Origin of the sequence: Pseudomonas ceruminis (assembly GCF_021602025.1) — a bacterium.
Taxonomy (GTDB): Bacteria; Pseudomonadota; Gammaproteobacteria; order Pseudomonadales; family Pseudomonadaceae; genus Aquipseudomonas; species Aquipseudomonas ceruminis.
In genome coordinates this window covers 21,800-44,129 of sequence record NZ_BQHW01000035.1, presented here as the reverse complement: position 1 = coordinate 44,129, position 22,330 = coordinate 21,800, and the positions used below count along the sequence as shown (strand labels likewise).

General features: G+C 56.2%; 20 protein-coding genes. 11 read left to right on the top strand and 9 right to left on the bottom strand.

Annotated elements, in window-relative coordinates:
- Window positions 1-360 precede the first annotated feature (360 nt).
- The 5 genes from L6D80_RS27055 (at window position 361) to L6D80_RS27035 (ending at window position 6,387) form a co-directional block, all read left to right on the top strand.
- On the top strand, window positions 361-2,319 hold the full coding sequence (locus L6D80_RS27055) for a DDE-type integrase/transposase/recombinase (protein ID WP_176516981.1): 1,959 nt from the start codon (window positions 361-363) through the stop codon (window positions 2,317-2,319).
- On the top strand, window positions 2,316-3,275 hold the full coding sequence (locus L6D80_RS27050) for a TniB family NTP-binding protein (protein WP_010951429.1): 960 nt from the start codon (window positions 2,316-2,318) through the stop codon (window positions 3,273-3,275). Before L6D80_RS27055 ends, L6D80_RS27050 begins: the two co-directional genes overlap by 4 nt.
- 75 nt (window positions 3,276-3,350) lie before the next feature.
- Window positions 3,351-5,267: a TniQ family protein gene (locus L6D80_RS27045; protein ID WP_010951430.1), complete on the top strand. Its 1,917-nt coding sequence runs from the start codon at window positions 3,351-3,353 to the stop codon at window positions 5,265-5,267.
- Between the two features lie 56 nt (window positions 5,268-5,323).
- Entirely contained in the window at window positions 5,324-5,683 is a 360-nt protein-coding gene (locus L6D80_RS27040; RefSeq protein ID WP_010951431.1) for a histone-like nucleoid-structuring protein, MvaT/MvaU family, read from the top strand.
- A gap of 371 nt (window positions 5,684-6,054) precedes the next feature.
- Entirely contained in the window at window positions 6,055-6,387 is a 333-nt protein-coding gene (locus tag L6D80_RS27035; RefSeq protein ID WP_011953079.1) for a DUF2790 domain-containing protein, read from the top strand.
- 97 nt (window positions 6,388-6,484) lie between these two features.
- Here L6D80_RS27035 and L6D80_RS27030 read toward each other — a convergent pair whose 3' ends face one another.
- The 6 genes from L6D80_RS27030 to L6D80_RS27005 all read right to left on the bottom strand — a co-directional run bounded on the left by L6D80_RS27030 (window position 6,485) and on the right by L6D80_RS27005 (window position 11,461).
- Window positions 6,485-6,940, bottom strand: coding sequence for a DUF411 domain-containing protein (locus L6D80_RS27030; protein ID WP_011953080.1), 456 nt, complete (start codon window positions 6,938-6,940; stop codon window positions 6,485-6,487).
- Window positions 6,930-7,709 carry a c-type cytochrome gene (locus tag L6D80_RS27025; RefSeq protein ID WP_011953081.1) on the bottom strand — a complete coding sequence of 260 codons (780 nt, stop codon included), beginning with the start codon at window positions 7,707-7,709 and terminating at the stop codon, window positions 6,930-6,932. The genes L6D80_RS27030 and L6D80_RS27025 overlap by 11 nt, the downstream gene beginning before the upstream one ends.
- Before the next feature lie 9 nt (window positions 7,710-7,718).
- Entirely contained in the window at window positions 7,719-8,834 is a 1,116-nt protein-coding gene (locus L6D80_RS27020; RefSeq protein WP_070091301.1) for a copper resistance protein B, read from the bottom strand.
- Window positions 8,824-9,147, bottom strand: a complete 324-nt coding sequence (locus L6D80_RS27015; RefSeq protein WP_012269845.1) for a hypothetical protein — start codon at window positions 9,145-9,147, stop codon at window positions 8,824-8,826. Before L6D80_RS27015 ends, L6D80_RS27020 begins: the two co-directional genes overlap by 11 nt.
- A 14-nt stretch (window positions 9,148-9,161) precedes the next feature.
- Entirely contained in the window at window positions 9,162-11,072 is a 1,911-nt protein-coding gene (locus L6D80_RS27010) for a copper resistance system multicopper oxidase (protein WP_023377932.1), read from the bottom strand.
- A gap of 182 nt (window positions 11,073-11,254) precedes the next feature.
- Window positions 11,255-11,461 carry a co-regulatory protein PtrA N-terminal domain-containing protein gene (locus L6D80_RS27005; protein ID WP_176516448.1) on the bottom strand — a complete coding sequence of 69 codons (207 nt, stop codon included), beginning with the start codon at window positions 11,459-11,461 and terminating at the stop codon, window positions 11,255-11,257.
- A gap of 166 nt (window positions 11,462-11,627) precedes the next feature.
- Between L6D80_RS27005 and L6D80_RS27000 the strand changes: the two genes are divergently transcribed.
- From L6D80_RS27000 to L6D80_RS26970, 6 genes are all read left to right on the top strand, one after another.
- Complete coding sequence (locus L6D80_RS27000; protein WP_011953086.1) at window positions 11,628-12,305, top strand: heavy metal response regulator transcription factor; 678 nt, start codon at window positions 11,628-11,630, stop codon at window positions 12,303-12,305.
- Entirely contained in the window at window positions 12,305-13,711 is a 1,407-nt protein-coding gene (locus tag L6D80_RS26995; protein ID WP_011953087.1) for a heavy metal sensor histidine kinase, read from the top strand. Before L6D80_RS27000 ends, L6D80_RS26995 begins: the two co-directional genes overlap by 1 nt.
- Window positions 13,712-14,181: 470 nt before the next feature.
- Window positions 14,182-15,435 carry a TolC family protein gene (locus L6D80_RS26985; RefSeq protein ID WP_011953089.1) on the top strand — a complete coding sequence of 418 codons (1,254 nt, stop codon included), beginning with the start codon at window positions 14,182-14,184 and terminating at the stop codon, window positions 15,433-15,435.
- On the top strand, window positions 15,432-16,898 hold the full coding sequence (locus L6D80_RS26980) for an efflux RND transporter periplasmic adaptor subunit (RefSeq protein WP_011953090.1): 1,467 nt from the start codon (window positions 15,432-15,434) through the stop codon (window positions 16,896-16,898). Before L6D80_RS26985 ends, L6D80_RS26980 begins: the two co-directional genes overlap by 4 nt.
- Window positions 16,895-20,053, top strand: coding sequence for an efflux RND transporter permease subunit (locus tag L6D80_RS26975; RefSeq protein ID WP_011953091.1), 3,159 nt, complete (start codon window positions 16,895-16,897; stop codon window positions 20,051-20,053). Before L6D80_RS26980 ends, L6D80_RS26975 begins: the two co-directional genes overlap by 4 nt.
- Entirely contained in the window at window positions 20,050-20,397 is a 348-nt protein-coding gene (locus L6D80_RS26970) for a copper-binding protein (protein ID WP_011953092.1), read from the top strand. Before L6D80_RS26975 ends, L6D80_RS26970 begins: the two co-directional genes overlap by 4 nt.
- 414 nt (window positions 20,398-20,811) lie before the next feature.
- On the opposite strand, the gene L6D80_RS26960 is transcribed toward L6D80_RS26970, so the two are convergent.
- The 3 genes from L6D80_RS26960 to L6D80_RS26950 are packed head-to-tail and all read right to left on the bottom strand — an operon-like array spanning window position 20,812 to window position 22,224.
- Window positions 20,812-21,471 (bottom strand): methyltransferase family protein, encoded by a 660-nt coding sequence (locus tag L6D80_RS26960; protein WP_011953093.1) that lies wholly within the window; start codon window positions 21,469-21,471, stop codon window positions 20,812-20,814.
- Window positions 21,468-21,743 (bottom strand): DUF2933 domain-containing protein, encoded by a 276-nt coding sequence (locus L6D80_RS26955; protein WP_011953094.1) that lies wholly within the window; start codon window positions 21,741-21,743, stop codon window positions 21,468-21,470. Before L6D80_RS26955 ends, L6D80_RS26960 begins: the two co-directional genes overlap by 4 nt.
- 25 nt (window positions 21,744-21,768) lie before the next feature.
- Window positions 21,769-22,224 carry a hypothetical protein gene (locus tag L6D80_RS26950; protein WP_011953095.1) on the bottom strand — a complete coding sequence of 152 codons (456 nt, stop codon included), beginning with the start codon at window positions 22,222-22,224 and terminating at the stop codon, window positions 21,769-21,771.
- Window positions 22,225-22,330: the final 106 nt, after the last annotated feature.

The window sequence follows — 22,330 nt, the reverse complement described above, 5'->3', positions numbered from 1 at the left end:
ATAGGAACGGCGTGTTGGCTGCATGAAATACCCGCTTAAAAGGCTAGAACTGGTGCCCACTTAAATGTAAGTGCACACCATGTCTTGGCTTTGCAGGGCTGGGTAGATGACTTGGCCGTACGCATACTACCAATCTTAGAAGGCTGATGTATCACCGGCGCGGTCCAGAGCTTTCGCATCAGGCGTTGGAGGAGGTAATGGCGACCTTCAACGAATGGCCGCCTATGACCGTTGCAGATCTGCTCTACGTGGTTGGTGAGGGGAAAGCCTGGCGCTTGTTAGGCCTTGGGGTGGTGGGCATTGACCTTGATAGGTCAATTGACACTGACTCCCCGGTCTTCCTGCAAGGGGGGCACCGTCATGCAAACCTTTTCCCTTAGGGTGAAATTGGTCGTCATCGTTCGTGGCGTACTGATGGTGCTTGAGAAGAGGCTTATTGACCGGAAGCTGCTCTTTTTCGATGAGCTTGGTGAGCCCACGAAGCTATCCGAGAAGGAGTTCTATGAGGCCTACGAGAAGCGCGAGATCGAGATCTCCGCTGATCAGCCATACCTTGGGAGGGTTCCGTATGTGCGGAACGTCCCTCCAGATATTTCATGCTTCCCCAAAAAACATGGAGATGAGGCATTGCGTCGACGCAAGTATCTGGACGACCTAACTAAGCGCGGTAAATACAAGCTACCGGGTGACGAAGACATGATCAAGAAGCTTAGAGATATCGCCAAAAAGATTGGGGATGCGTGCGCACCCTCGGTTTCCACTATTCGACGTTGGGCAGCCAAATACATTGGCCAGAACGTAGTAAAGCTTATCCCTCAGCATGCCAAAAAGGGTCGGGCTGCCGCGATACAGGGAGAGCTCGAAGTTATTCTTGAAGGGGTGATTAATAAAACCTACCTGCAGGATACGATTCCAGCGGTCAGCGTGGTCGTTTCAGAATTCGAGGATCAGATAAAAGAGAGGAACAAAAGTCGTTTGCCTTCGGATCAGCTCAAGATCCCAAGCGGAATGACTGTCCGAAGGTACATCGCCAAGCTGGATCCGTACCTTGTGGATAAGGAGAGGCTCGGAAAACACGCAGCAGACAAGAAGCACCGTGTTGCGGCGGGTGTCCTACGTGTCCATGAGATTTTGGAACGTTGGGAAATTGATCACACCTTGTTGGACGTCCAGCTTGTGGATGAAACCTCGGGGCTGTGCATTGGGCGCCCCTATCTGACGATCGTCCTCGACCGCTTCTCTCGAATGGTGATGGGATATTTGCTCCACCTGTCGGCGCCAAATACGGAAACCGTGCTTCGTGTGATCGAACGCTCAATCCGTCCAAAAGCCGAATTGCTGAAGCGCTTTCCGAAAGTGAGAAATGAATGGTGGGCACGTGGGCTGCCGGCTCGAATAGTCCCAGACAACGCAGCGGAATTTCACGCGGGCGATCTCATCATGGGATTCAACGAGTTGGGTATCGAGATCATGTATCCCGCTTCAAGGGCCCCTCAAAGGAAAGGTGCCGTCGAACGCTTTTTCAGCACACAGAACCTGGGGCTTATCCACAACCTCCCGGGTACCACCTTCTCGAATATCCAGCAGCGTGGCGATTACGACTCGGAGAAGAATGCATGTTTCACGCTCCCTCAATTGGAGGCGGTGGTAGTGAAATGGATCGTCGATGGTTACCACCAGACTCCTCATCGGGGGCTGGACAACAGAACACCGGCTCAAGTCTGGGGGACTAGCGAGGCGAACCATGTCATCAGCCTTCCCGTCGACCTGGACTCGTTGGAGTGCATTCTGGCCAAGCGGGCCTCGGTGAAGGTTCACCATTACGGCATCGAGGTTGCCAAAGTGGGCTACCACTCTACGGAACTTGCTGAGCTCCGTATGCGTTTGGCAGACGGAGAAAAGGTAAACGTCCGCTATCGAGACGAAGCCGGGCACGTTTGGGTTCACGACCGCTTCAGAAACTTGTTCTTCAAAGTGCCCGCCAAAGATGAGCGAATGGCCGGTAAGAGCAGGGAGGTGTGGAAGGCTGCCGAGAAAGCGCTGCGAGAAAAATATAATGAGCAGCCTAGCTTCGAGGCTACGCACAGGTGCTACCAGGAAATTATGGAAGATGCAGACGAGGCCCGCCGTTCGCAGACGCTCAGAAAACGACGCGCAGCTGCCATAGCGAAAATCGACAAGGAGGGTCGAGTGACCGAAAGCACGCCTCCACCCAAGGTACTCGCTGAACTGGAATGGACCGGTGACTCTATTCCTAACATTCCGCCAGCAGCCTTCAAGGTCTCGGTTCGTCGCCCTGCTGGGAGTTCTAAGCCATGAACGCCATCAATCTGTACGAATGCTACGAGCATGGTGAATACAGCTTTACGCTCCGCGATCGTTTTATTCACAGCCCTCAAGTCGAGCGAGCGTTGACGCGACTAGGCGATATCCACGGCGATAGTCGGCGTACCAGAGCAAGTAAAGGGTTGCTGATCCAAGGTCCAAGCGGAGTGGGCAAGAGCACATTGGTCAAGGAGTACATTCGGTCATTGGAGGAATTGGAGAGCCATGACCCACAGAAGCGGACAGTTCTGTTCGTCGAGATGCCTTCGTCTCCAACCAAAAAGAACCTGGCAGCAGCCATTTTGGCAGAGCTGAAGGATCCCTTCGCAGAGGCACGAGGACATTCGGCAGAGGTTAAATTTGCGCGAGTAGTCCTGCTGCTGAAGAACCTTGGCGTGGAGATGTTGGTCCTCGATGAGGCGCAGCACCTGGTCGATTATCGTCGTAATGGTGCGTATGAGGCAGCAGACTGGATCAAGAGTCTGATGAATGAAACCAGTATCGCGTTTGTTCTGATTGGGCTGAAGCGCACCGAAAATCTCCTGCTAGCAAACGAGCAACTGCGACGCAGGTTTTCGGCCACGGTGGCATACGATCGCTTCACCTTCTCCGCTAATACGTCTCTTCATTTCGTGATGTTGTTGCAGGCAATCGAGGGCGAACTGCCTGTTCAAACCATCAGTTTTGTAGAGCCAGCGATGATTAAACGCTTCTACCTGGCTTCCTATGGATTGATCGACTACCTCATCAAGATTGTGGACAGGGCTGTTTGGCTGGTTCAAGTCCAGGACCTTGTCGGGATTGAACTTCCTGTGCTGGCCCAGGCTTTTGAAGACGAGGTTTGGAGCTACGCCACCGAGGATCGAAACCCCTTCAGTGCGAGCTTCAATTTCCAGCCTCTGTTCGGGAAGCGGGAGCCGTTTGAGACGTTCGAAGAGAGCAGTACCTGACGGCCAAGGGCCGGGCTTATCGGCCCGGCTCTACTCCCCTGATTTTTATGTCTTCGATTTCATGGATGTGTAGGAATGTTTGGTCTTTTAATCAACCCACGACCACACCAAGACGAAAGTCTTTTGGGGTACCTGCAGCGCCTGGCGAAAGCCAACGGATTACCCAGAAAGGAACTGCTCACCGCCTTTGCACGAGCCGACGAGACCGATGTTGCGGACTGGCTGCAGATGATGGAAGGACCACTGAGCTGGCCTGCGGTATCTGCTGAGTTTCGTGATCCAAGGCCCAAGGGGGTCAAGTTATGGACGACTCATCACGCTCGTTACTGTCCGATCTGTTTGGGCGAAGCCGGTTATTGGAGAGAAAGCTGGGGCTTGACCCTGGTTACGACGTGTTCTGTCCACGGCACTGAACTCCACGGGCGGTGCCCCAACTGTCTGAAGGAAACCGATCCAAGCGCAATGAGTGCGAATAGTTGCCAAGCGTGTGGCACCTCATTGAGTGGGACCAATTTTGAGATCGCGCCGGCGAGTGATACGGCCGCCTGGCTCACCTCTGGCTTTGAAGATAGGTTTTACGCCGACTCGTTGCCAGCTGACGCGGGATTGGCGGCCCTCACCTACGAACAGTTTCACGAGTTGTCATCGCGTCTCGCTGTCAGAAGTTTGCCTACGGAAAGAACCCAGCCGCTGAAGGTTGCTGATTCGGGTTCGCTAGAGATATCGCGGCTTATGGCAAACGCGGCGGGCGTGGTTCTCATGAACTGGCCTCTCGCATTCAGAGAACTGCTGAGTGGCCTCAAGGCAGTCCATTCCGATAACGAACATTGGACGCTCAGCAGATCGTTCGGCCCGATATACCACGACATCCACCGTGATCTGGATGACTCTTGTTTTGACTTTCTTCGTCGAGAGTTCGAATCATTTCTGCAGCATGCGTGGGAAGCACCGTTAGCGAAGCGAAATCGCAATTTGAGTGAGGAGACGATTGAGAGACATCGTTGGGTGTCGTTCGATTCTGCTGCTGAAGCTTGTGGTCTCGGGGTATCAGTCATAAAACGCCTTCATCAGGAGGGACAAATCGCCTATCGGGAGAAGGTCCATGAAGATCGAGTCTTTACGGTCGTGGACCTGGATCATTTGAAGGCAATCTCGCAGCATCTCCAGGGCGTGGCTGATATGAAAGAAACCTCGACTTTGCTAAGCCTCTGTCGCAATCGGGTTAGGCAGCTGCTAGCTGGTGGTACCCTCCAGTTCTTTGGTGGAGAACCGCGCCCAGGCGAAAGGTGGCTGATTGACTGCCGCTCGATCAACGAATTGATTGATGAGAAGCTGCCTACCAGCTCTGACCAGAGCCTGGTGTCGATCAACTACTTGGCCAAGCATTCTCTGCCCAAGGGGGGTGGGTTGGTCGAGTTGGTTCAGGCAATACGTGCAGGTGAACTTCGCGCTTACGGCCCAGCTGAGAATGGCTCGGTTGCGGTAGGGGCGTGGTTACTCAAGCCGCAAGATTTTGCAGCGTGGCAACAAGCCCGAGCTGAGAACAAGAGTCCGGTCTTTCCCGGCCTGTCGGTAGTCAAGGCTGCTGCGCTGTTAGGCGTCAAAGAACAATGCGCATACGCGTTCGTTCGACTGGGTCTGCTATGGAGCACTGCTGTCGAACGAGGCCGGCGTACGCAATTGATGGTTAAGCCTCAAGCCATCGACAGATTCAGGCGTGGCTATATCTTGGGACCGGAGATTGCGGTGTATTTGGGGAAGTCGACCAGGGAGGCGTTCAAGCACCTTTGGGAGGCCAGGTTTCGCCCCGTTGCGGGGCCATCCATTCCAAACGCGGCTTGCCGGCAGTACGTTTGGGTAAGAAGCAAAAAGCTGATCGATTACCTCGCAAGTGAAGCCGCCCAGATCGACGATCCTGAAGCCATCACGTTTTTATCCACACCGATCGCTCAGCCTCGTGATTGCCGATTCAGGCATGTGGGATCAAGATAGTTAGCACGCTTTCTTTCTTGATTGCTAAAATCATCGAACCCATTTTGGAGAATCTTATGTCCCGTCTCGCTGAATTCCGCCTGCTCGAACAACAGCTCGCAGCCCAACTGGCGGAGCTGGAAGCGCTGAAAAATGACTCTGCCCTGAAGCAGGAAATGGAATTTGAAACGAAGCTGCGCAGTTTGCTCAACGAGTATGGCTACGGCCTGCGCCAAGTGGTGCTGATCCTCGATCCGCAAGCGGTGGCTTCCACTGATATGGCCCCAAAAACCTCTCGGAAACCACGCGAAGTGAAGGTCTACAAGAATCCACACAGCGGAGAGGTTGTTGAGACCAAGGGTGGTAATCAGCGTACGCTTAAGGCCTGGAAAAACGAGTATGGCGCTGAGGTAGTCGAGTCTTGGCTCGCCAATTGATTGCACTGCAGGCGGCTTCTGGCACGAGATGAATCGTGGTGCGCCCCGAATGCAAATTCCCATTCTGGGGCGTGACGAAATTTTCTGCGGGTGGTGGATTTAGAGAATTAAAACTGTCGCTAGAGGGTCCCGTCTTTCGCGGCCTGCAGCCATTTGGAGAGGAAACGCAAAACTGTCGCAATCACCCAAAACGCCGGTTCAGACTGATTCGCTAGAGAATTAAAACTGTCGCAGCCTGAAACGACGCGGCTTTCACGTGTATTCAGAGCCATCATTATCGATAGCCTGCTTACAAACATGTAATTCCTGGATCACGTGGATGACAGCTCCCAGTCGGTAAGCTTCACTCATGTCTTCATGGAGTAACAGAAATGAACACCGCTAAAAGCATTGCCGCCCTCATGCTCGTAATCGCCTCCTCATCCGCTTTAGCTGAAGGAGGATCTGATCGCTTACACGGAAAGATGATTCAGGCAAATGAGCAAGCAATGCGTGCCTACGCCGCTGCCAATGGAAAAAAACCACCTGAAGTGATCCATTATCGCTACGGAATGAAACTGGATGTGGCGAGAGTTATCAGTATGACTTCGCTCAAAGGTAGCTGCGACGTGATGCCGACACAGATGAATTACGAGGACTCAACAGGTGAGTTGAAAATCCTCGAATATCGCTCTGCTGGAATTAACTGTAGAGGTCAAAACTGACCGAAGGGACAGGGTAAGTCTTGGAGTAAGCTGACCACGACCAGCGCTGCAGCTGGTCGGCTGGCCGGCAGAAGCCCTTCCCCCGGGGCATCTTGCATTACGTGTCAGGATAACTGGCAACTACTTGATCGTCCCCACTCTTGGTGAGGCCGATGACTTGATAGGCGTGTTTCATGCCATCAACCTCCATACCTGGTGAGCCAGCGGGCATGCCAGGTACCGCGACGCCTGCCAGGTCGTTGCGCTTTATGAGCTCCTGCACCTGGGCTGCGGGGACGTGACCTTCCACAAACTTGCCATCGATAACCGCGGTGTGACACGAAGCCAGCCTCGGAGCTACTCCTAGCTCTTGCTTCACCGCCCTCATGTCCGTTTCAACGTGGTCGACGACCTTGAAGCCGTTTGCCTCCAAGTGCGCTATCCATTTCTTACAGCAACCGCAATTAGCGTCCCGGTGCACATCGATAGTCAGGGGCTCCGCAGCAAAGGCGGCTGAGGCGATTAGAAGTGACGCTGCGGTACTTAAACCGAGGAAGCGGCGCTTACTTGTCATGAGTGTGCTCCTTCCCGTCTTTGTGCACATGGGTTTTGGGAGTAGAACCTGTGTGGTGGTCCGAGTGCGCCTCGCCGGACTCGTGTTCACCGTGGTGCTCCGCTACTGATGAAGACTCCGAATGCGAACTGCCATGATCATGACTTTCCTCAGCCACGCCGTTTGCTGCGGAATCATCATGATTTCCATGACCTGATTTCGCACCACCGTGTTGGCCTTCATGGTTATGCATATCGCTTTCGCCACCGCCATGTTGGTGACCACCACTGGAAGCGACCATCATCTGGTACTGCTCAGCATTGAGTTGCGGTAGCTGGTCCAGGAACGCGACGATTCCCCAGATGTACTGGTCGTCCATGCTCTTACCCCAGGCTGGCATGCCTGTCGCTTTGATACCGTGCTTGATGGTCCAAAACGCAGCAGCAGGGTCACCGCTTACACCTATCTCGGTGAGGTTTGGTGGGGATGGGTATAGGGCTTGGCTGAGTTCAGTTTTCTCCACCCCTGGCGCGAGGTGGCAACCGATACACATGGCGTTGTAGTTGCCTGCCCCTGCTTGGATGAGAGCAGGATCTTTAAGGTTTGGCACCTCAATGTCGCTTGCTCGGACTTCAATCGAGCGATCCCGCGCCATGGCCAAAAACGCATGCACAGCGGGGAAGTGTGGGTCGTCCGCACCAACGTTCACGAGACCGAAGTAAGCAGCACCTAGCACTGCTGCGCTAGTAACAGCACCTGCCGCCACCAGCGTTGTAATTGTTTTTTTCATGTTGAGTTCTCAAAACCACATCCGAATACCGGCCACAAAACGAGCTTCGTCCACGTCCCCGCCTTCATCCCGAATGAAATCGGCGGTTTTGCCGTAGGAACGGCTCCAGGTGACACCTATGTATGGCGCGAACTGGCGAACAATCTCGTACCGTAACCGCAGCCCGACTTCGGTGTTTGCCAGGCCAGAGCCGACGCCGCGTTCCGGGTCGTTCTTGCCATAAAAGTTGGCCTCAGCGGTTGGCTGAAGAATTAAACGATTGGTTAGCAAGATGTCGTACTCGCCCTCCAGACGGGCAGCGGTTTGACCGTTCTCGCCGATAAAGGCGGTGGCTTCAGCTTCGAAGTCATACAGGGCCAGGCCCTGAATACCGAACGCAGCCCAGGTCTGCGGATCCTCCGGTTTGAAATCCTGCCGGACGCCGGCGACAACATCCCACCACGGGCTTACCGAGCGGCCATAGAGGAGCTGCAGCTCAGCATCTTCAGTCACACCATTGGTTCGTTCACCTTCCGAGCGAATCCAGAGCCTATTGATATCGCCGCCCACCCAGCCGGATGCATCCCAAGCAAGCGTGCTACCTTCATCGGCATCTTGGTATTCCAGTTGGTCTAGCAAGAAAAAGCTGTTGAACCCGCTGTCATCCATTTTGTGCCCGTCAAGCGGGGGGAAGGCAGCCTGCCGGTCGGCATCAGTCAGCACCGGGATTGGCGTACGGCTGGTCGGGGTCGGCGAATCAGCGTTCCCGTTTCCCATCGTGGAATGACCCATCGCGCCATGATCCATGCCTTCCATGGACCCGTGATCCATGCCTTTCATGCTTCCATGGTCCATCTTGCTGTGGTCCATCGAGGCGGGTTTCGCTTTGGGCTGGCCATGGCCCATTTTGCTGTGATCAACGGGTGCAGGTTGCGTGGGTTGCTTGCTCGCGCCCATCTGGCTGTGGTCCATGCCCGGCATCGCAGCCTGTGATGAGGCGTGGTCCATCTGCATGGCATCGTGGCCCATTGCCGAGTGGTCCATTCCGGAATGATCCATTTCAGCGGCGAAGCTGGGCGAAACGCCCAGCACACCTAAAGAAACGGCGAATGCCAGCAGCGATGGTCGTGCAACGCTATTGGCCATTTTTCCCTGCCTTAGCTTTGTCGCTGCCATGCGATTCCATCATTTTGCTGTGATCCATTCCTTCCATGGAACCATGATCCATGCCCTCCATAGAGCCATGATCCATGCCTTTCATGGAGCCGTGATCCATGCCTTCATGGTTCATGCCCTGGGCTTGCTTGCTCTTCGAGCCGTTCGATTGCGCCGCGTTGGACGACTTTTGAGAGTGCTGATCATGGTTGTCACTGGACCAGGAAGACGGGGCGTACACCGCGAGCAGGCCAACCATCGCGGCAGAGAGGAAAAAGGCGCTTCGTTTCATTGGTTTGCTCATCTCGTATCTCCAGTTCATTCGTCCACGCGGACTTCTCGGAACATGCCCATCTCCATGTGGTACATGAGGTGACAGTGATAGGCCCAGCGCCCGAGTGCATCTGCGGTTACGCGATAGCTTCGTTTCGAGCCAGGCGGCATATCGATCGTGTGTTTTCGCACCATGAAATTGCCGTCCTCATCCTCCAGGTCACTCCACATGCCGTGCAGATGGATGGGGTGAGTCATCATGGTGTCGTTGACCAAGGTAATACGCAGGCGCTCGCCGTACTTGAGCCGCAGCGGCTCTGCGTCAGAAAACTTGATCCCATCGAAGGACCAAGCGAACTTTTCCATATGCCCGGTAAGGTGCAGTTCGATTGTCCGGCCAGGTTCCCGGCCGTCAGGGTCGATGAAGGTGCTACGCAAATCCGAATACGTGAGAACCCGACGCCCGTTATCGCGAAGCCCGATCCCCGGATCGCTCAGCTTTGGCGTAGGGGTCATGGTCTGCATATCGACCAGAGGGTTGTTTGTTTCGGAGGCGGGATGGTTCTGCATGGCACCGCTGGCGGCCATATTGCTTTGGTCCATACCGGTCATGTTGCCGTGGTCCATGCCAGCCATCTTGCTATGGTCCATACCGGCCATGCTGCCGTGGTCCATGCCAGCCATCTTGCTATGGTCCATACCGGCCATGCTGCCGTGGTCCATGCCAGCCATCTTGCTATGGTCCATACCGGCCATGCTGCCGTGGTCCATGCCAGCCATCTTGCTGTGGTCCATACCGGCCATGCTGCCGTGATCCATGCCACCCATGCTGCCGTGGTCCATCCCCATATCACTCATGGAGATGAGAGGCCTTGGATCTACAGCCGGCACCGGTGCCTGCAGGCCCTCACGGACAGCCAAGGTACCCCTTGAATAGCCGGTGCGATCCATGGATTGAGCAAAGATGGTGTAAGCCTGCTCGTTTTCAGGCTCGACAATGACATCGTAGGTTTCAGCAACGGCAATCCGGAATTCATCGATCGACACTGGCTTAACGTACTGACCGTCGGCTGCGACAACCGTCATTTTCAAGCCGGGGATCCGCACGTCGAAATAGGTCATCGCCGAGCCATTGATAAAGCGAAGCCGGATTTTCTCCCCTGGCTTGAAGATTCCCGTCCAGTTCCCATTTGGCGCCTGGCCGTTCATGAGGTAGGTGTAGGTGTGCCCGCTCACGTCAGCGAGATCGGTTGGGCTCATCTTCATCTCGGCCCACATCTTTCGATCGGCCACAGCAGCAGACCAACCTTTCTCGCTCACGTCGTCGACGAAGTCGCCAACGGTGCGCTTGTGGAAGTTGTAATAGTCCGACTGTTTTTTGAGCTTGGACATAACCCGCGCCGGGTCTTCGTCGGTCCAATCACTCAGCATGACGACATAGTCACGATCGTAGGTGAAAGGCTCTGGATCCTTGGCATCAATCACCAGCGCACCGTAAACACCGACCTGCTCCTGGAAGCCCGAATGGCTGTGGTACCAGTAGGTGCCGTTCTGGTGGACCTTGAACTTGTACTCGTACATGCCGTCGGGAGCGATGCCATGGAAGCTTAGACCCGGCACGCCGTCCATATTCGCCGGCAGGATGATGCCGTGCCAGTGGATGGACGTGTCCTGCTTCAAGCGGTTGCGAACCCGTAGCGTGACCGTGTCGCCTTCGCGCCAACGGAGTATTGGTCCTGGCAGCGAACCGTTGATGGCCATCGCCGTTCGAGCTGCCCCGGTAATGTTCACCGGGAGCTCCCCGATGTACAGGTCAAAATCGGTGCCGGTCAGTACGTTAGGCTGGCCAGGGCTGGTTACGGCCCAGACCGGCGCGCGCCACATGCCCAGCCCACCCAGTAGTCCGGTAGCAGCCAGGCCTTTGACGAATGAACGTCTCGTGGTTTTGCTTTGCATGCCGTTGCGTCCAATCAGGTAGATCGCTGATATCCAGACTGCGGGATCCGCAGCCATCTGGTTTCAATTGAGCTCCCCCAAGCCTCGTAGACTTTCGCCAAAGCACAAGGATTGCGGGAGGCAATACCCCGAAAGCTGACATAGTTCAGATTCCGGGGTGATTACATTTCTGTAAGCTAAGCTCAGCAGCTCTCGTGGCCGGGGTGCTTTTGGCTTTGGGCGGTAACAGGAGCCTCTGCTTTTTTCTCCTGAGCAACCTGGTAAGCCTGCATGGAAGATGCACGTGCAGCTTCCATCCTGGCGAAGGTGCCATCCGCGCCGCCTTCAGCCAGGGCGAGGCTCGCCATGCCGAAGGTGACTACCATCACAATCGCTTTGATCATGTTCATTTGCGTTTCCTCTAAGGGTCAGTTTCGCCTGATTGGCGCCGTTCACAGTGCTCAAGCTAGCTACCCGGCACTGTCAGCAAGCTGAGCCCGACATTACTTTTCCGTCAGCTTCTGGTTGGGTGCCTTTTTTGCTGCACACTGAAGGGCATCCAAGGGGGCGCAGCAGATGAAATTACTCGTAGCCGAAGATGAGCCAAAAATCGGGGCCTACCTGCAGCAAGGGCTGACGGAGGCAGGCTTTACCGTCGATCGTGTGGTCACAGGGACCGACGCGCTGCAATACGCTTTGAGCGAGGCGTATGACCTGCTGATTCTTGATGTAATGATGCCGGGGCTAGACGGCTGGGAGGTGCTGCGGATGGTACGTGCGGCAGGGAAAGAGGTCCCAGTCTTGTTTTTGACGGCCCGTGATGGCGTGGACGATCGCGTGAAAGGGTTAGAACTCGGGGCTGACGATTACCTGGTCAAACCCTTTGCATTCTCGGAACTGCTAGCGCGTGTGCGCACTTTGCTGCGAAGAGGCAGCAGTGGCTATGCTCAGACCACTATGAAGATGGCTGACCTGGAGGTAGACCTGCTTAAGCGCCGGGCCACCCGAAATGGCAAGCGGATCGACCTCACAGCCAAGGAGTTCTCCTTACTGGAACTACTCATGCGCCGACGCGGCGAGGTACTGCCGAAGTCCCTGATCGCATCGCAGGTGTGGGATATGAACTTCGACAGCGACACTAACGTGATCGAGGTTGCTGTTCGTAGGTTGCGGGCCAAGATTGATGACGATTTCGCCCCCAAGCTCATACATACAGTTCGTGGCATGGGCTATCTGATGGATGTTCCCGAGTAATGCGCGCCCAATCGTCGCTCGTTAAACGCCTTACCCTCATGTTCATGTTCGCGGTCATCGCCGTATTGGTCGTTGCCGGCGTGAGCTTCTACATGCTCAGTCAGCACCATTTCCAGATGCTGGATGAGCAAGCCCTGGCCGAGAAACTCGAATCCACCCGGCACATCCTTTCACTTTCAGCAGCACGTGATGAACTTGAGGATCAGGAGCCTCAACTGCGTGCTTTGTTGGGGGCTCATCAGGACCTTTCTGCGGAGATTCTTGATGCTGACGGTACTGTCCTGTTCTCGGACTCCAAGGCATCCCGCATCCCTGAGCGCTTTAAGCAGGCCTCTTCTGGCGCCGTTTGGGACTGGCAAATCGACTCGCGGAACTTCCGGGGGATTACCTCTCAACTGGCTATAGCGCAGGCGCAGGCGCCGGTAACAGTCATGTTGATGCTGGATGTCACCAGCCATGCCCACTTTTTCAAGACGCTGCAATGGTGGTTCGGCATTGGCTTGGTCATCAGCGCTCTGGTTAGTGCAGGATTGGGGTGGATCGTGGCCAAGAGCGGTCTTCGGCCGGTTGGGCAGATCACCAAGGTGGCGACATCCATGTCTGCCCGGTCCCTTCGCGAGCGAATTCCATTGGAGCCCGTGCCGCTTGAATTGCAGGAGCTGATCCTCTCCTTCAACGGAATGCTTGCACGCCTGGAAGACGCGTTCGTCCGGCTATCAAACTTCTCAGCCGACATCGCACATGAGCTGCGGACTCCGGTAAGTAATCTTCTGACGCATACCGAAGTCGTTCTGACCAAAAAACGCGACCTCGATGCCTACGAAGACAACCTCTACTCCAATCTTGAAGACCTCAAGCGCATGTCGCGCATGATCGATGACATGCTGTTCCTGGCAAAAGCTGATAACGGCTTGATCATCCCCGAGCAGGTTGATATCGATCTGGTCGGGCTAGTGTCCAGACTGATTGAGTACTACCAGCTTGCAGCCGAAGACCGAAGCATTCGGCTTGCCCTTCAAGGCGAAGGTACGATCCGTGGTGACCGGCTAATGATTGACCGGGCGGTTTCCAACATTCTATCCAACGCTTTGCGCTATACCCCCGAAGGCCACGATATCGCCGTCCGGATTGTCGAGGCGGCTGATCAAGTGAACCTGTCCGTCCAGAACAATGGGGCCACGATTGATCCGGAACATATCAACAAAATCTTCGACCGGTTCTATCGCGCTGACCCTGCAAGGCGGGAAGGAAGCCCAAGCAACGCCGGCTTGGGTCTGGCCATAACGCGTTCGATCATCGAGGCTCATGGTGGGCGAATTTGGTGTACCTCCGCTGACGGCGTGACGAGTTTTCACATCGCTCTGCCGCACGCCAAACAATCCACTTCCAAGCCTCAAACGGCTTAATGCTCATTTCATGCGTGTAACCTATACTCGGCCATCATGAACCGGCTCCTACGACTGTTCACCATCCTGCTTCTAATCGCATCGCTTCCTCTCAACGGCATGGCGGGAGTCGACTCAGCCATTGAACCATGCCCCATGCAAACCATGGGGATGGAGATGATGGCGGGGATGGATCACGATTGTTGCCAGGATACTGATCCAGGATCAGCTGCCGACCACTCCAAAGCCTGCAAAGTGGGCCAGGAGTGTAGAACCGCGAGCACAGTTCAGGTCGAAATAATTAACCCCACGCTCACCTATTCTGCGCCTAGGCCAGTAGATACCTATGCGGTGAGCCTCGTAAACAGGGCGCCTCCTGACCCTTGGCGGCCACCCCGCGCCTGATTACCTCTTAAATTCACCCCATCGTCCTGTTTTGCAGCCGGATGATGGCATGCGCTTGCGCGCTGATTTTTTGAGGAATCATTTCCATGACTCCCCCACGTTACCGATTAGGGATGGCATGTCTGGCCGCTCTGATCAGCCTGTTGTCGACGTTACCGGCTCAGGCTACACCGTTGTCTCTGGAGGAAGCGCTTCAACTTGCCGAACGCAATGCCCCCATCCTCCAGGCCAGGCAAGAGCAAATGACGGCCGCTCGACACGCTGTGATCCCAGCAGGCGAGCTGCCTGATCCACGTCTCAACCTAGGAGTGCAGAACCTTCCTGTTGACGGCAGTGATCGTTGGAGCATGAACCGCGATTTCATGACGATGCAGGTTGTCGGCCTCTCCCAGGAAGTACCAAACCGGGACAAGCGGGAGGCACGAGTTGAGACGGCACGAGCGAGCGTTGAGCGAGCCGATGCAGAGGCGGTGTTCGAGCGCTTAAAAGTGCGTGCTGCCACAGCCCAAGCTTGGGTCGCGGCGTACACCGTTCAACGGAAACTGCAGCAGTTTGAGGACTTCTACAAAGAAAACCGTCTGTTGGCCGCAGCAATCCGCGCACGCCTGGCCGGCGGTACCGGCGCGACGGCCGACGCACTTGCTCCTGACCAGGAAGCTGCGCAACTCGATGAGCAAAAAGATGTTCTGCTCACACAGGCCGCTCAGGCACGGGCTGCACTCAAGCGATGGATTGGAGAGGATGCTGATCCGCAAGCTCAAGCATTTCCGCGCTGGCCAGTGAGCGCGCCGGACTATCTACACGCTATACATGCACATCCAGAATTGGCGACCTACAACGCCCTTACGCGGGAAGCACAAGCTCAAGTGCACCAAGCCTTGGCAGAAAAGAAGTCGGACTGGGGGTGGCAGGTGGATTACCAGCGGCGCGGGCCTGAATTCAGCAATATGGTGAGCCTGCAGGTAAGTTTCCAACTGCCCTTGTTCGCTGGCTCACGGCAGGACCCGATGATCGCGGCACGTCGCGCACAAGTCCGGCAACTGGAGGACGAACAGGAAGCGGCATTGCGTGAGCATAAAGCGCAGCTGGAGACAGATCTTGCGGATTACCAGCGATTGCAGCGAGCAGTGCAGCGCAGCCGTGAAACATTGTTACCGCTAGCGGAGGATCGAGTCCGCCTCGCCCTTGCTGACTATCGAGCCGGTAAATCACCCTTAAGTGAGGTTCTCACCGCTCGACGTCAGCGGGTTGAAACACGACTGCAAGACATCGATCTGCAAGGACAGTTGGCCGCGACAGCTGCACGGCTGCACTTCGCGTATGGAGAGGTGCGCGCATGAGAAATTCAACTATCAGCCTTGTGGTATTGGCCGCGTTGGCTATCGGCGGTGGCGTTGGCTATCAGCTAGCAAAGCGTGGGCAGGTGTCCACTGCCTCCCCTGAAACGCTACAGAAGGTGCTGTATTGGTATGACCCGATGTACCCCCAGCAGCACTTTCCAGCACCGGGCAAGTCGCCCTTCATGGACATGCCACTGGTGCCGAAGTACCAGGAAAGCACCGCTGCTGAGGTGAGCCCCGCAGTTCAAGTTTCACAGGGGCTCCAACAAAACCTGGGGGTCCGTCTGGCTACCGTAGCGAAAGGGCAGCTTGCTCGAACCCTCCAGGTGAGCGGCGTGCTTACCTTCGATGAGCGGGATTTTAGCGTTCTGCAGGCTCGTACCGGTGGCTACGTCGAACGCACCTATGGCCGCGCTACAGGCGACGTGGTTGCCAAGGGCGCCCCATTGGCAGATGTGTTGACGCCTGAATGGGCGGGCTTGCAGGAAGAGTACCTGGCGCTTCAGCGATCTGGGGACAATGAATTGCGCGCTGCAGCTCGGCAACGACTACTGCTGGCGGGTATGCCTGCCGATCTTATCAACCGGATTGACCGTACGGGAAGGGTCCAGAATTCGGTAACGCTCTTGGCCCCAACAGCAGGCGTCCTTCAGGCTCTGGAATTGCGGCCAGGCATGACAATGACACCGGGTGCAACGTTGGCGAAGATCAATGGTATCGCGAACGTCTGGCTTGAGGCCGCAGTACCTGAAGCGCAAGCCCAAGGCCTACAGGAAGGACAGGCAGTGCAGGCGAATCTGGCAGCGTTCCCAGGCGAACCTGTTCCCGGCAAGCTGACCGCATTGCTGGCTGATGCGGATCTGCAAAGCCGCACCTTGCGGCTTCGTATAGAACTGCCCAACCCCGGCGGCCGGTTGCGCCCAGGCATGACCGCGCAGGTTTCCCTCCATCCGTCCGGGCAACAGGATGACAGCCTACTGGTGCCAGCCGAGGCGATCATTCGGACGGGGAAACGCGATCTCGTAATGGTGTCAGAAGACGGAGGTCGATTCCGGCCGGTGGAAGTAGTGCTCGGCCAGGAAAGTGCTGGCCAGGTGGTCGTGCTGCGAGGCCTTCAGGCGGGCCAGCGCGTTGTGGCGTCCGGGCAGTTTCTGCTGGACTCCGAAGCGAGCTTGAAAGGTATCGAGGCCGTTACTGCTGGCGATGCTCCACTTGCGCAACCTGTACAGCCGGCTCTACATCAGGCCAATGGGCGCATCGTTCAAATAGAAGGTAATCAGCTGACCATCGCTCATGGACCGTTCGTGACGCTGGGCATGCCTGGTATGACGATGACTTTCCCTGTGGCAGATCCCCGCTTGATTGCCGGACTCAAGGTTGGCGAACGCATCCGGTTTGGAGTGCGCGAGCGCGATGAAGGCATGGTCATCGAGCAAATAACCCAGCAGGAGAACCAGCCATGATCGCGAACCTGATTCGTTGGTCGGTTGGCAACCGCGTCCTGGTCCTGCTGGCAACACTGTTTGCCGTAGCTTGGGGCGTTTTCTCTCTGCGCAGTTTGCCGATCGACGCGTTGCCTGACCTGTCAGATGTGCAGGTGATTATCCGCACCTCCTACCCAGGGCAGGCACCGCAGATCGTGGAAAATCAGGTGACATATCCCCTGACCACCACAATGCTTTCCGTACCCGGAGCCAAGACAGTGCGGGGCTTTTCAGCATTTGGAGACAGCTTCGTATATGTGTTGTTTGAGGACGGCACAGATCTCTATTGGGCGCGGTCCAGGGTGCTCGAATACCTAAGCCAGGTTCAGTCTCGATTACCGGCGTCCGCTAAGCCAGTGCTCGGACCCGATGCCACTGGTGTAGGCTGGATCTACCAGTATGCGCTGGTGGACCGCAGTGGTACCCATGACCTGGCACAGCTGCGCAGCCTTCAGGACTGGTTCCTGCGCTTCGAGTTGAAAACTCTTCCGGACGTTGCCGAAGTGGCGACGATAGGCGGGATGGTCAAGCAGTACCAGGTAGTGCTCGATCCGCTGCGCATGGCCAGCTTGGGAATCACTCAAGTTGAGGTTTCGGACGCCATCGCCAAGGCCAATCAGGAAACCGGTGGCGGCGTGCTCGAACAAGGCGAAGCTGAGTTCATGGTAAGGGCTTCCGGCTATCTGAAGTCACTCGATGATTTCCGAGCCATTCCCCTGCGCCTGGCTGCGAAGGGTATACCCGTAACACTGGGCGATGTAGCCACTGTACAGCTGGGCCCTGAGGCACGTCGCGGCATCGGCGAGCTTGATGGACAGGGCGAAGCGGTGGGCGGCGTAGTAATTCTGCGCAGTGGCAAGAATGCGAAAGATGCCATCGCTCACGTCAAATCCAAGCTTGAATCGCTGGAAAAAAGCCTGCCTGCCGGGGTCGAGCTGGTCACTACCTACGACCGTAGCCAGTTGATCGATCGTGCTGTGGAAAATCTGAGCCAGAAGCTGATTGAAGAGTTCATCGTGGTCGCACTGGTGTGCGCTGCATTTCTTTGGCATCTGCGCTCATCGTTGGTCGCCATCGTCTCGCTTCCGGTTGGTGTCCTCATTGCCCTGATCGTCATGCGCCACCAGGGCATCAACGCCAACATCATGTCGCTTGGGGGCATAGCCATTGCAATCGGTGCGATGGTGGACGCCGCTGTGGTGATGATTGAGAACGCGCACAAACGGGTTGAGGCTTGGCATACGTGGCACCCTGGAAAGTCGTTGCGTGGCGAAGATCATTGGAAAGTGATGACTGAGGCAGCAGTCGAGGTCGGGCCTGCGCTGTTCTTCAGCCTCATGATCATTACGCTGTCCTTCATACCGGTATTCACCTTGCAGGCTCAGGAGGGAAGGCTGTTTGCGCCCCTCGCATTCACCAAGACTTATGCAATGGCAGCAGCAGCGGGCCTTTCGGTTACCCTGGTACCCGTGCTGATGGGGTACTGGATTCGGGGTCGTTTACCGGCAGAAGAGCGCAACCCACTCAATCGAACCCTGATACGGCTCTATCGCCCAGCATTGGAGATCGTTCTACGCCGGCCAAAGCTCACGTTGGCGGGTGCACTGTTGATTTTGCTCAGCAGTGTCTGGCCCCTGAGCCAGCTCGGCGGCGAATTCTTGCCGCCACTGGATGAAGGCGATTTGCTGTACATGCCGACTGCCCTGCCAGGTCTTTCGGCGCAGAAAGCCTCTGAGCTTTTGCAACGTACGGACCGGCTGATCCGAACGGTACCGGAGGTCGCCAGTGTCTTCGGTAAAGCGGGCCGGGCTGAATCAGCGACCGACCCGGCCCCGCTGGAGATGTTCGAGACGACTGTCCGACTTAAACCGAAGGATCAGTGGCGAGCAGGGATGACCACTGAGAAGCTGATCGAAGAGCTGGACCGTACCGTGCAGGTACCTGGGCTAACCAATATCTGGATCCCACCGATTCGAAACCGTATCGACATGCTCGCAACCGGTATCAAAAGCCCGATCGGCGTAAAGGTTGCCGGCAGCAATTTGAATGAGATCGACCGGGTGACTCTGGCTATCGAGAAGGTGGCCAAAACGGTTCCAGGGGTGACTTCCGCCCTCGCCGAGCGATTAACCGGTGGACGCTACATCGATCTGGATATCGACCGCCAATTCGCAGCGCGTTACGGCCTGAACATTGCTGATGTCCAAGCGATTGTTGCCGGCGCCGTTGGGGGCGAAAACATCGGCGAAACCGTAGAAGGCCTGGCGCGATATCCCATCAGTGTTCGGTACCCACGGGAGTGGCGTGACTCTGTTGATGCCCTGCGGCAGCTACCGATTTACACCAGCCAAGGGGGGCGAATCACACTGGGAACCGTGGCACGGGTGCGTATTGCGGACGGTCCACCCATGCTCAAGAGTGAAAACGCGCGCCCCTCGGGCTGGGTGTATATCGACGTGCGGAGACGGGACCTGTCCTCCGTCGTTGCCGACCTGCGCCGGCTAGTCGATCAGCAGGTGAAGCTCGATCCTGGCATAAGCTTGAGCTATTCCGGGCAGTTCGAATACCTGGAGCGCGCCAATGCGCGCTTAGCATGGGTAGTACCGGCGACGCTGGCCATTATTTTCGTCCTTCTCTACCTCACGTTTGGCCGCCTCGGTGAAGCGCTGCTGATCATGGCTACCTTGCCATTTGCGCTAACCGGCGGCGTATGGCTGCTGTACATGATGGGCTACAACCTGTCGGTGGCCACGGGTGTCGGTTTTATCGCCTTGGCTGGGGTCGCAGCAGAGTTTGGAGTCATCATGCTGATCTACCTCAACAATGCCTGGACTGAACGAAACGGCAACGGTACGCAGGGGCAACCTGCGCTTCTGGATGCTATCCGCGAAGGGGCCGTGCAGCGCATCCGCCCCAAAGCCATGACCGTAGCAGTGATCGTCGCAGGCTTGATGCCAATCCTCTGGAGTAGCGGTACCGGCAGCGAAGTCATGAGCCGGATCGCTGTACCCATGGTCGGCGGCATGCTCACCGCGCCTTTGCTCTCACTATTTGTAATCCCTGCGGCTTACTGGCTCGTCAGGCGCCGCGGACTCGCTGTACACGATAACCCCCAAACAGGAGTAACCCGATGAAGAAGCTACTGATCAGCGCTGGCCTGGTGTTCGCCGTTGCGGCGGCGGTGCAGGCCCAAGACATGTATGGCACGGATATGAAGAATATGCCCATGGAAGGCAACGAGACCCAAGGCAGCCAGGCGGCTCCGACTGCATCGGCTGAGGGAACCATCAAAGCTTTGGAACCAGGTAAAGTTACCTTGGCGCATGGACCAGTATCAGCCCTGAAATGGCCGGCAATGACCATGGGCTTCAGCGCTACCGAGCAGCAACTCAAGGGACTCAAGGTAGGCGACAAGGTCAGCTTCGATTTCCGAATGAATGGGGGCACAGCGACGATCGTAGGCATTCGCAAGCAGTGACGGATTGACTTCTAACCCTGCCTATTAGAGCTGATAGGCAGGGTCATTTAGCCAAACTTTGGAAAAAGTGCTGCCGCAATTCCTGACCGCGCCGCCTTCAGCTCTGTGCCTCGGGACGCTAGTTGGTCTTTGCGCTCTGTAGCCGGGATGCATTCAGATCAGAGTAGTAGCTGACGTTTGAGCAGAGATCTTCGTGCATCACGATCTATATGGGTCGAAAGCGGACAGGGCATCGCAAAGTCATCCAACTGCCTGAGTTATCCGAACGCCAACAAGGATTCCACCGAGCTTGTCGACAAGAAAACCCGCGACAACTCAGAGTGTTATCCGAGCAAACAGACTTTGGATACCCTATTCCCGCTAGAAACACTGCCGCTGAAACCCTCCTGGCATGTAGCTCCTTCGTCCTACGCTTCAGCCTCTATGACCCCCACCCAACCTTTCGCGCAGGTGCGGAACGAACCTAGGCGTAACGCGGGTATAAGCTTCGTAGGCAGCGCCAAACTGCTTGTGCATTTCCCGCTCTTCGGAAACCGCCAAACGCCCGTACATCACCAGCAACACCGGGAACATTGCCAGCGTCAGCAGCGTCGGCCACTGAAGGAGAAAGCCCAGAAGAATCAGCACAAATGCCACGTACTGCGGATGTCTGATCCAGCCATAGGGCCCGACCGTTGCAAGTGAACGGCGGCGTTGCGCGTGATATAGCACGTTCCAGGCGGCAGAAAGCAAATAGAAGCCGAAACCCAGGAATAGGTAACTGGCAATGTGCAAAACACTGAAGTGTGGGTTGCCCTGGTCACCGAGCAACGTCGACCACAGATGGCCGGATTCGTGGGAAAGCAGATCGAGGTTGGGGAACCTGGCCTGCAACCAGCCTGACAACAGATAGATCGTCAGGGGGAAGCCATACATTTCCACAAACAGGGCAACGATGAAGGCCGAGAATGCACCGAAGCTCCTCCAGTCTCTCGCCGTTGCCGGCTTGAAGAAACTGAAGGCAAACATGATGAAGATCGCGGAGTTGATGAAAACCAGCGACCAGAGGCCATACGCGCTTTCACCATGATTCATGATGGATCTCCCGGCTTATGGATATCAGCCTTATCGGAGGGGGCCGGTTTGCTCTGGCCCTGGTGATGGTGTCCCCCATGTCCTCGATGCATGAAGACATGCATCAGCGGACAGGCGAGCAACAACAGATAAGGCAGGGCTCCAACGACATGGGCAAGGTGCTCGGTGAGCAGGAAGTAGACGGCGATCCCACCGATTACCACCAGGCCGATTGCATAGCGTGAACGCCAGAAACTGTGTGGTGAGCCGTTTTCATCGAAGTGAGGGTTCATAGCGACTCCTGGGAAAGGAGATGGGTTACTTCGATGCAGCAGATGGCATGCGGTCCATCATCATCTGCATCATCGACTCCATCATGTCCATGCGCTTTTCCATCATCTGGTGGCGGGCGGCCATATCCCCGCCCATGCCGCCATGCATGCCCCCCATTTCAGGCATGCCACCCTCCATGGACTTCATCATGGCCATGCCATTTTTCATCAGCGCCATATGCTCGGCCATCAACGCCTGACGGGCTTCCGGCGTTTTGGCTGCAGCCATCTTTTCGTGCATGGCTTGCATGGCCTTCATTTGCTGGTCCATCGCCGCCATTTGCCCTTTGTCCATTGGCTGAGAAGGCGTCTTCTCGGTAGCCGCCGCGCTTGGCGCATCGGCCGGGTGATGTGTCGAGTGTTCATCGGTGTTTTGCGCCATGGCGCCCACGGACGCTGCGGCCAAACAAAGTCCGATCAGTAAATTTCGAACGTTGTTCATCATCATCTCCTTAGCACTGTTTTAAAGCCGGATGCCTTGGTCTGGGCGCTAGGCCTCACCTGGCACGACAAGCAAATTACTGCGCCGGCGTGAATGCTCATTTTTC

Bases quoted from the DNA above. Each gene is read 5' to 3' on its own strand.
- L6D80_RS27010 (WP_023377932.1), bottom strand. From the start codon at position 11,072: ATGCAAAGCAAAACCACGAGACGTTCATTCGTCAAAGGCCTGGCTGCT.
- L6D80_RS27030 (WP_011953080.1), bottom strand. From the start codon at position 6,940: ATGACAAGTAAGCGCCGCTTCCTCGGTTTAAGTACCGCAGCGTCACTT.
- L6D80_RS27045 (WP_010951430.1), top strand. From the start codon at position 3,351: ATGTTTGGTCTTTTAATCAACCCACGACCACACCAAGACGAAAGTCTT.
- L6D80_RS26950 (WP_011953095.1), bottom strand. From the start codon at position 22,224: ATGAACAACGTTCGAAATTTACTGATCGGACTTTGTTTGGCCGCAGCG.
- L6D80_RS26960 (WP_011953093.1), bottom strand. From the start codon at position 21,471: ATGAATCATGGTGAAAGCGCGTATGGCCTCTGGTCGCTGGTTTTCATC.
- L6D80_RS26975 (WP_011953091.1), top strand. From the start codon at position 16,895: ATGATCGCGAACCTGATTCGTTGGTCGGTTGGCAACCGCGTCCTGGTC.
- L6D80_RS27050 (WP_010951429.1), top strand. From the start codon at position 2,316: ATGAACGCCATCAATCTGTACGAATGCTACGAGCATGGTGAATACAGC.
- L6D80_RS27040 (WP_010951431.1), top strand. From the start codon at position 5,324: ATGTCCCGTCTCGCTGAATTCCGCCTGCTCGAACAACAGCTCGCAGCC.
- L6D80_RS27015 (WP_012269845.1), bottom strand. From the start codon at position 9,147: ATGAGCAAACCAATGAAACGAAGCGCCTTTTTCCTCTCTGCCGCGATG.
- L6D80_RS27000 (WP_011953086.1), top strand. From the start codon at position 11,628: ATGAAATTACTCGTAGCCGAAGATGAGCCAAAAATCGGGGCCTACCTG.
- L6D80_RS26980 (WP_011953090.1), top strand. From the start codon at position 15,432: ATGAGAAATTCAACTATCAGCCTTGTGGTATTGGCCGCGTTGGCTATC.
- L6D80_RS27005 (WP_176516448.1), bottom strand. From the start codon at position 11,461: ATGAACATGATCAAAGCGATTGTGATGGTAGTCACCTTCGGCATGGCG.
- L6D80_RS26955 (WP_011953094.1), bottom strand. From the start codon at position 21,743: ATGAACCCTCACTTCGATGAAAACGGCTCACCACACAGTTTCTGGCGT.
- L6D80_RS26995 (WP_011953087.1), top strand. From the start codon at position 12,305: ATGCGCGCCCAATCGTCGCTCGTTAAACGCCTTACCCTCATGTTCATG.
- L6D80_RS27055 (WP_176516981.1), top strand. From the start codon at position 361: ATGCAAACCTTTTCCCTTAGGGTGAAATTGGTCGTCATCGTTCGTGGC.
- L6D80_RS27035 (WP_011953079.1), top strand. From the start codon at position 6,055: ATGAACACCGCTAAAAGCATTGCCGCCCTCATGCTCGTAATCGCCTCC.
- L6D80_RS26985 (WP_011953089.1), top strand. From the start codon at position 14,182: ATGACTCCCCCACGTTACCGATTAGGGATGGCATGTCTGGCCGCTCTG.
- L6D80_RS27025 (WP_011953081.1), bottom strand. From the start codon at position 7,709: ATGAAAAAAACAATTACAACGCTGGTGGCGGCAGGTGCTGTTACTAGC.
- L6D80_RS26970 (WP_011953092.1), top strand. From the start codon at position 20,050: ATGAAGAAGCTACTGATCAGCGCTGGCCTGGTGTTCGCCGTTGCGGCG.
- L6D80_RS27020 (WP_070091301.1), bottom strand. From the start codon at position 8,834: ATGGCCAATAGCGTTGCACGACCATCGCTGCTGGCATTCGCCGTTTCT.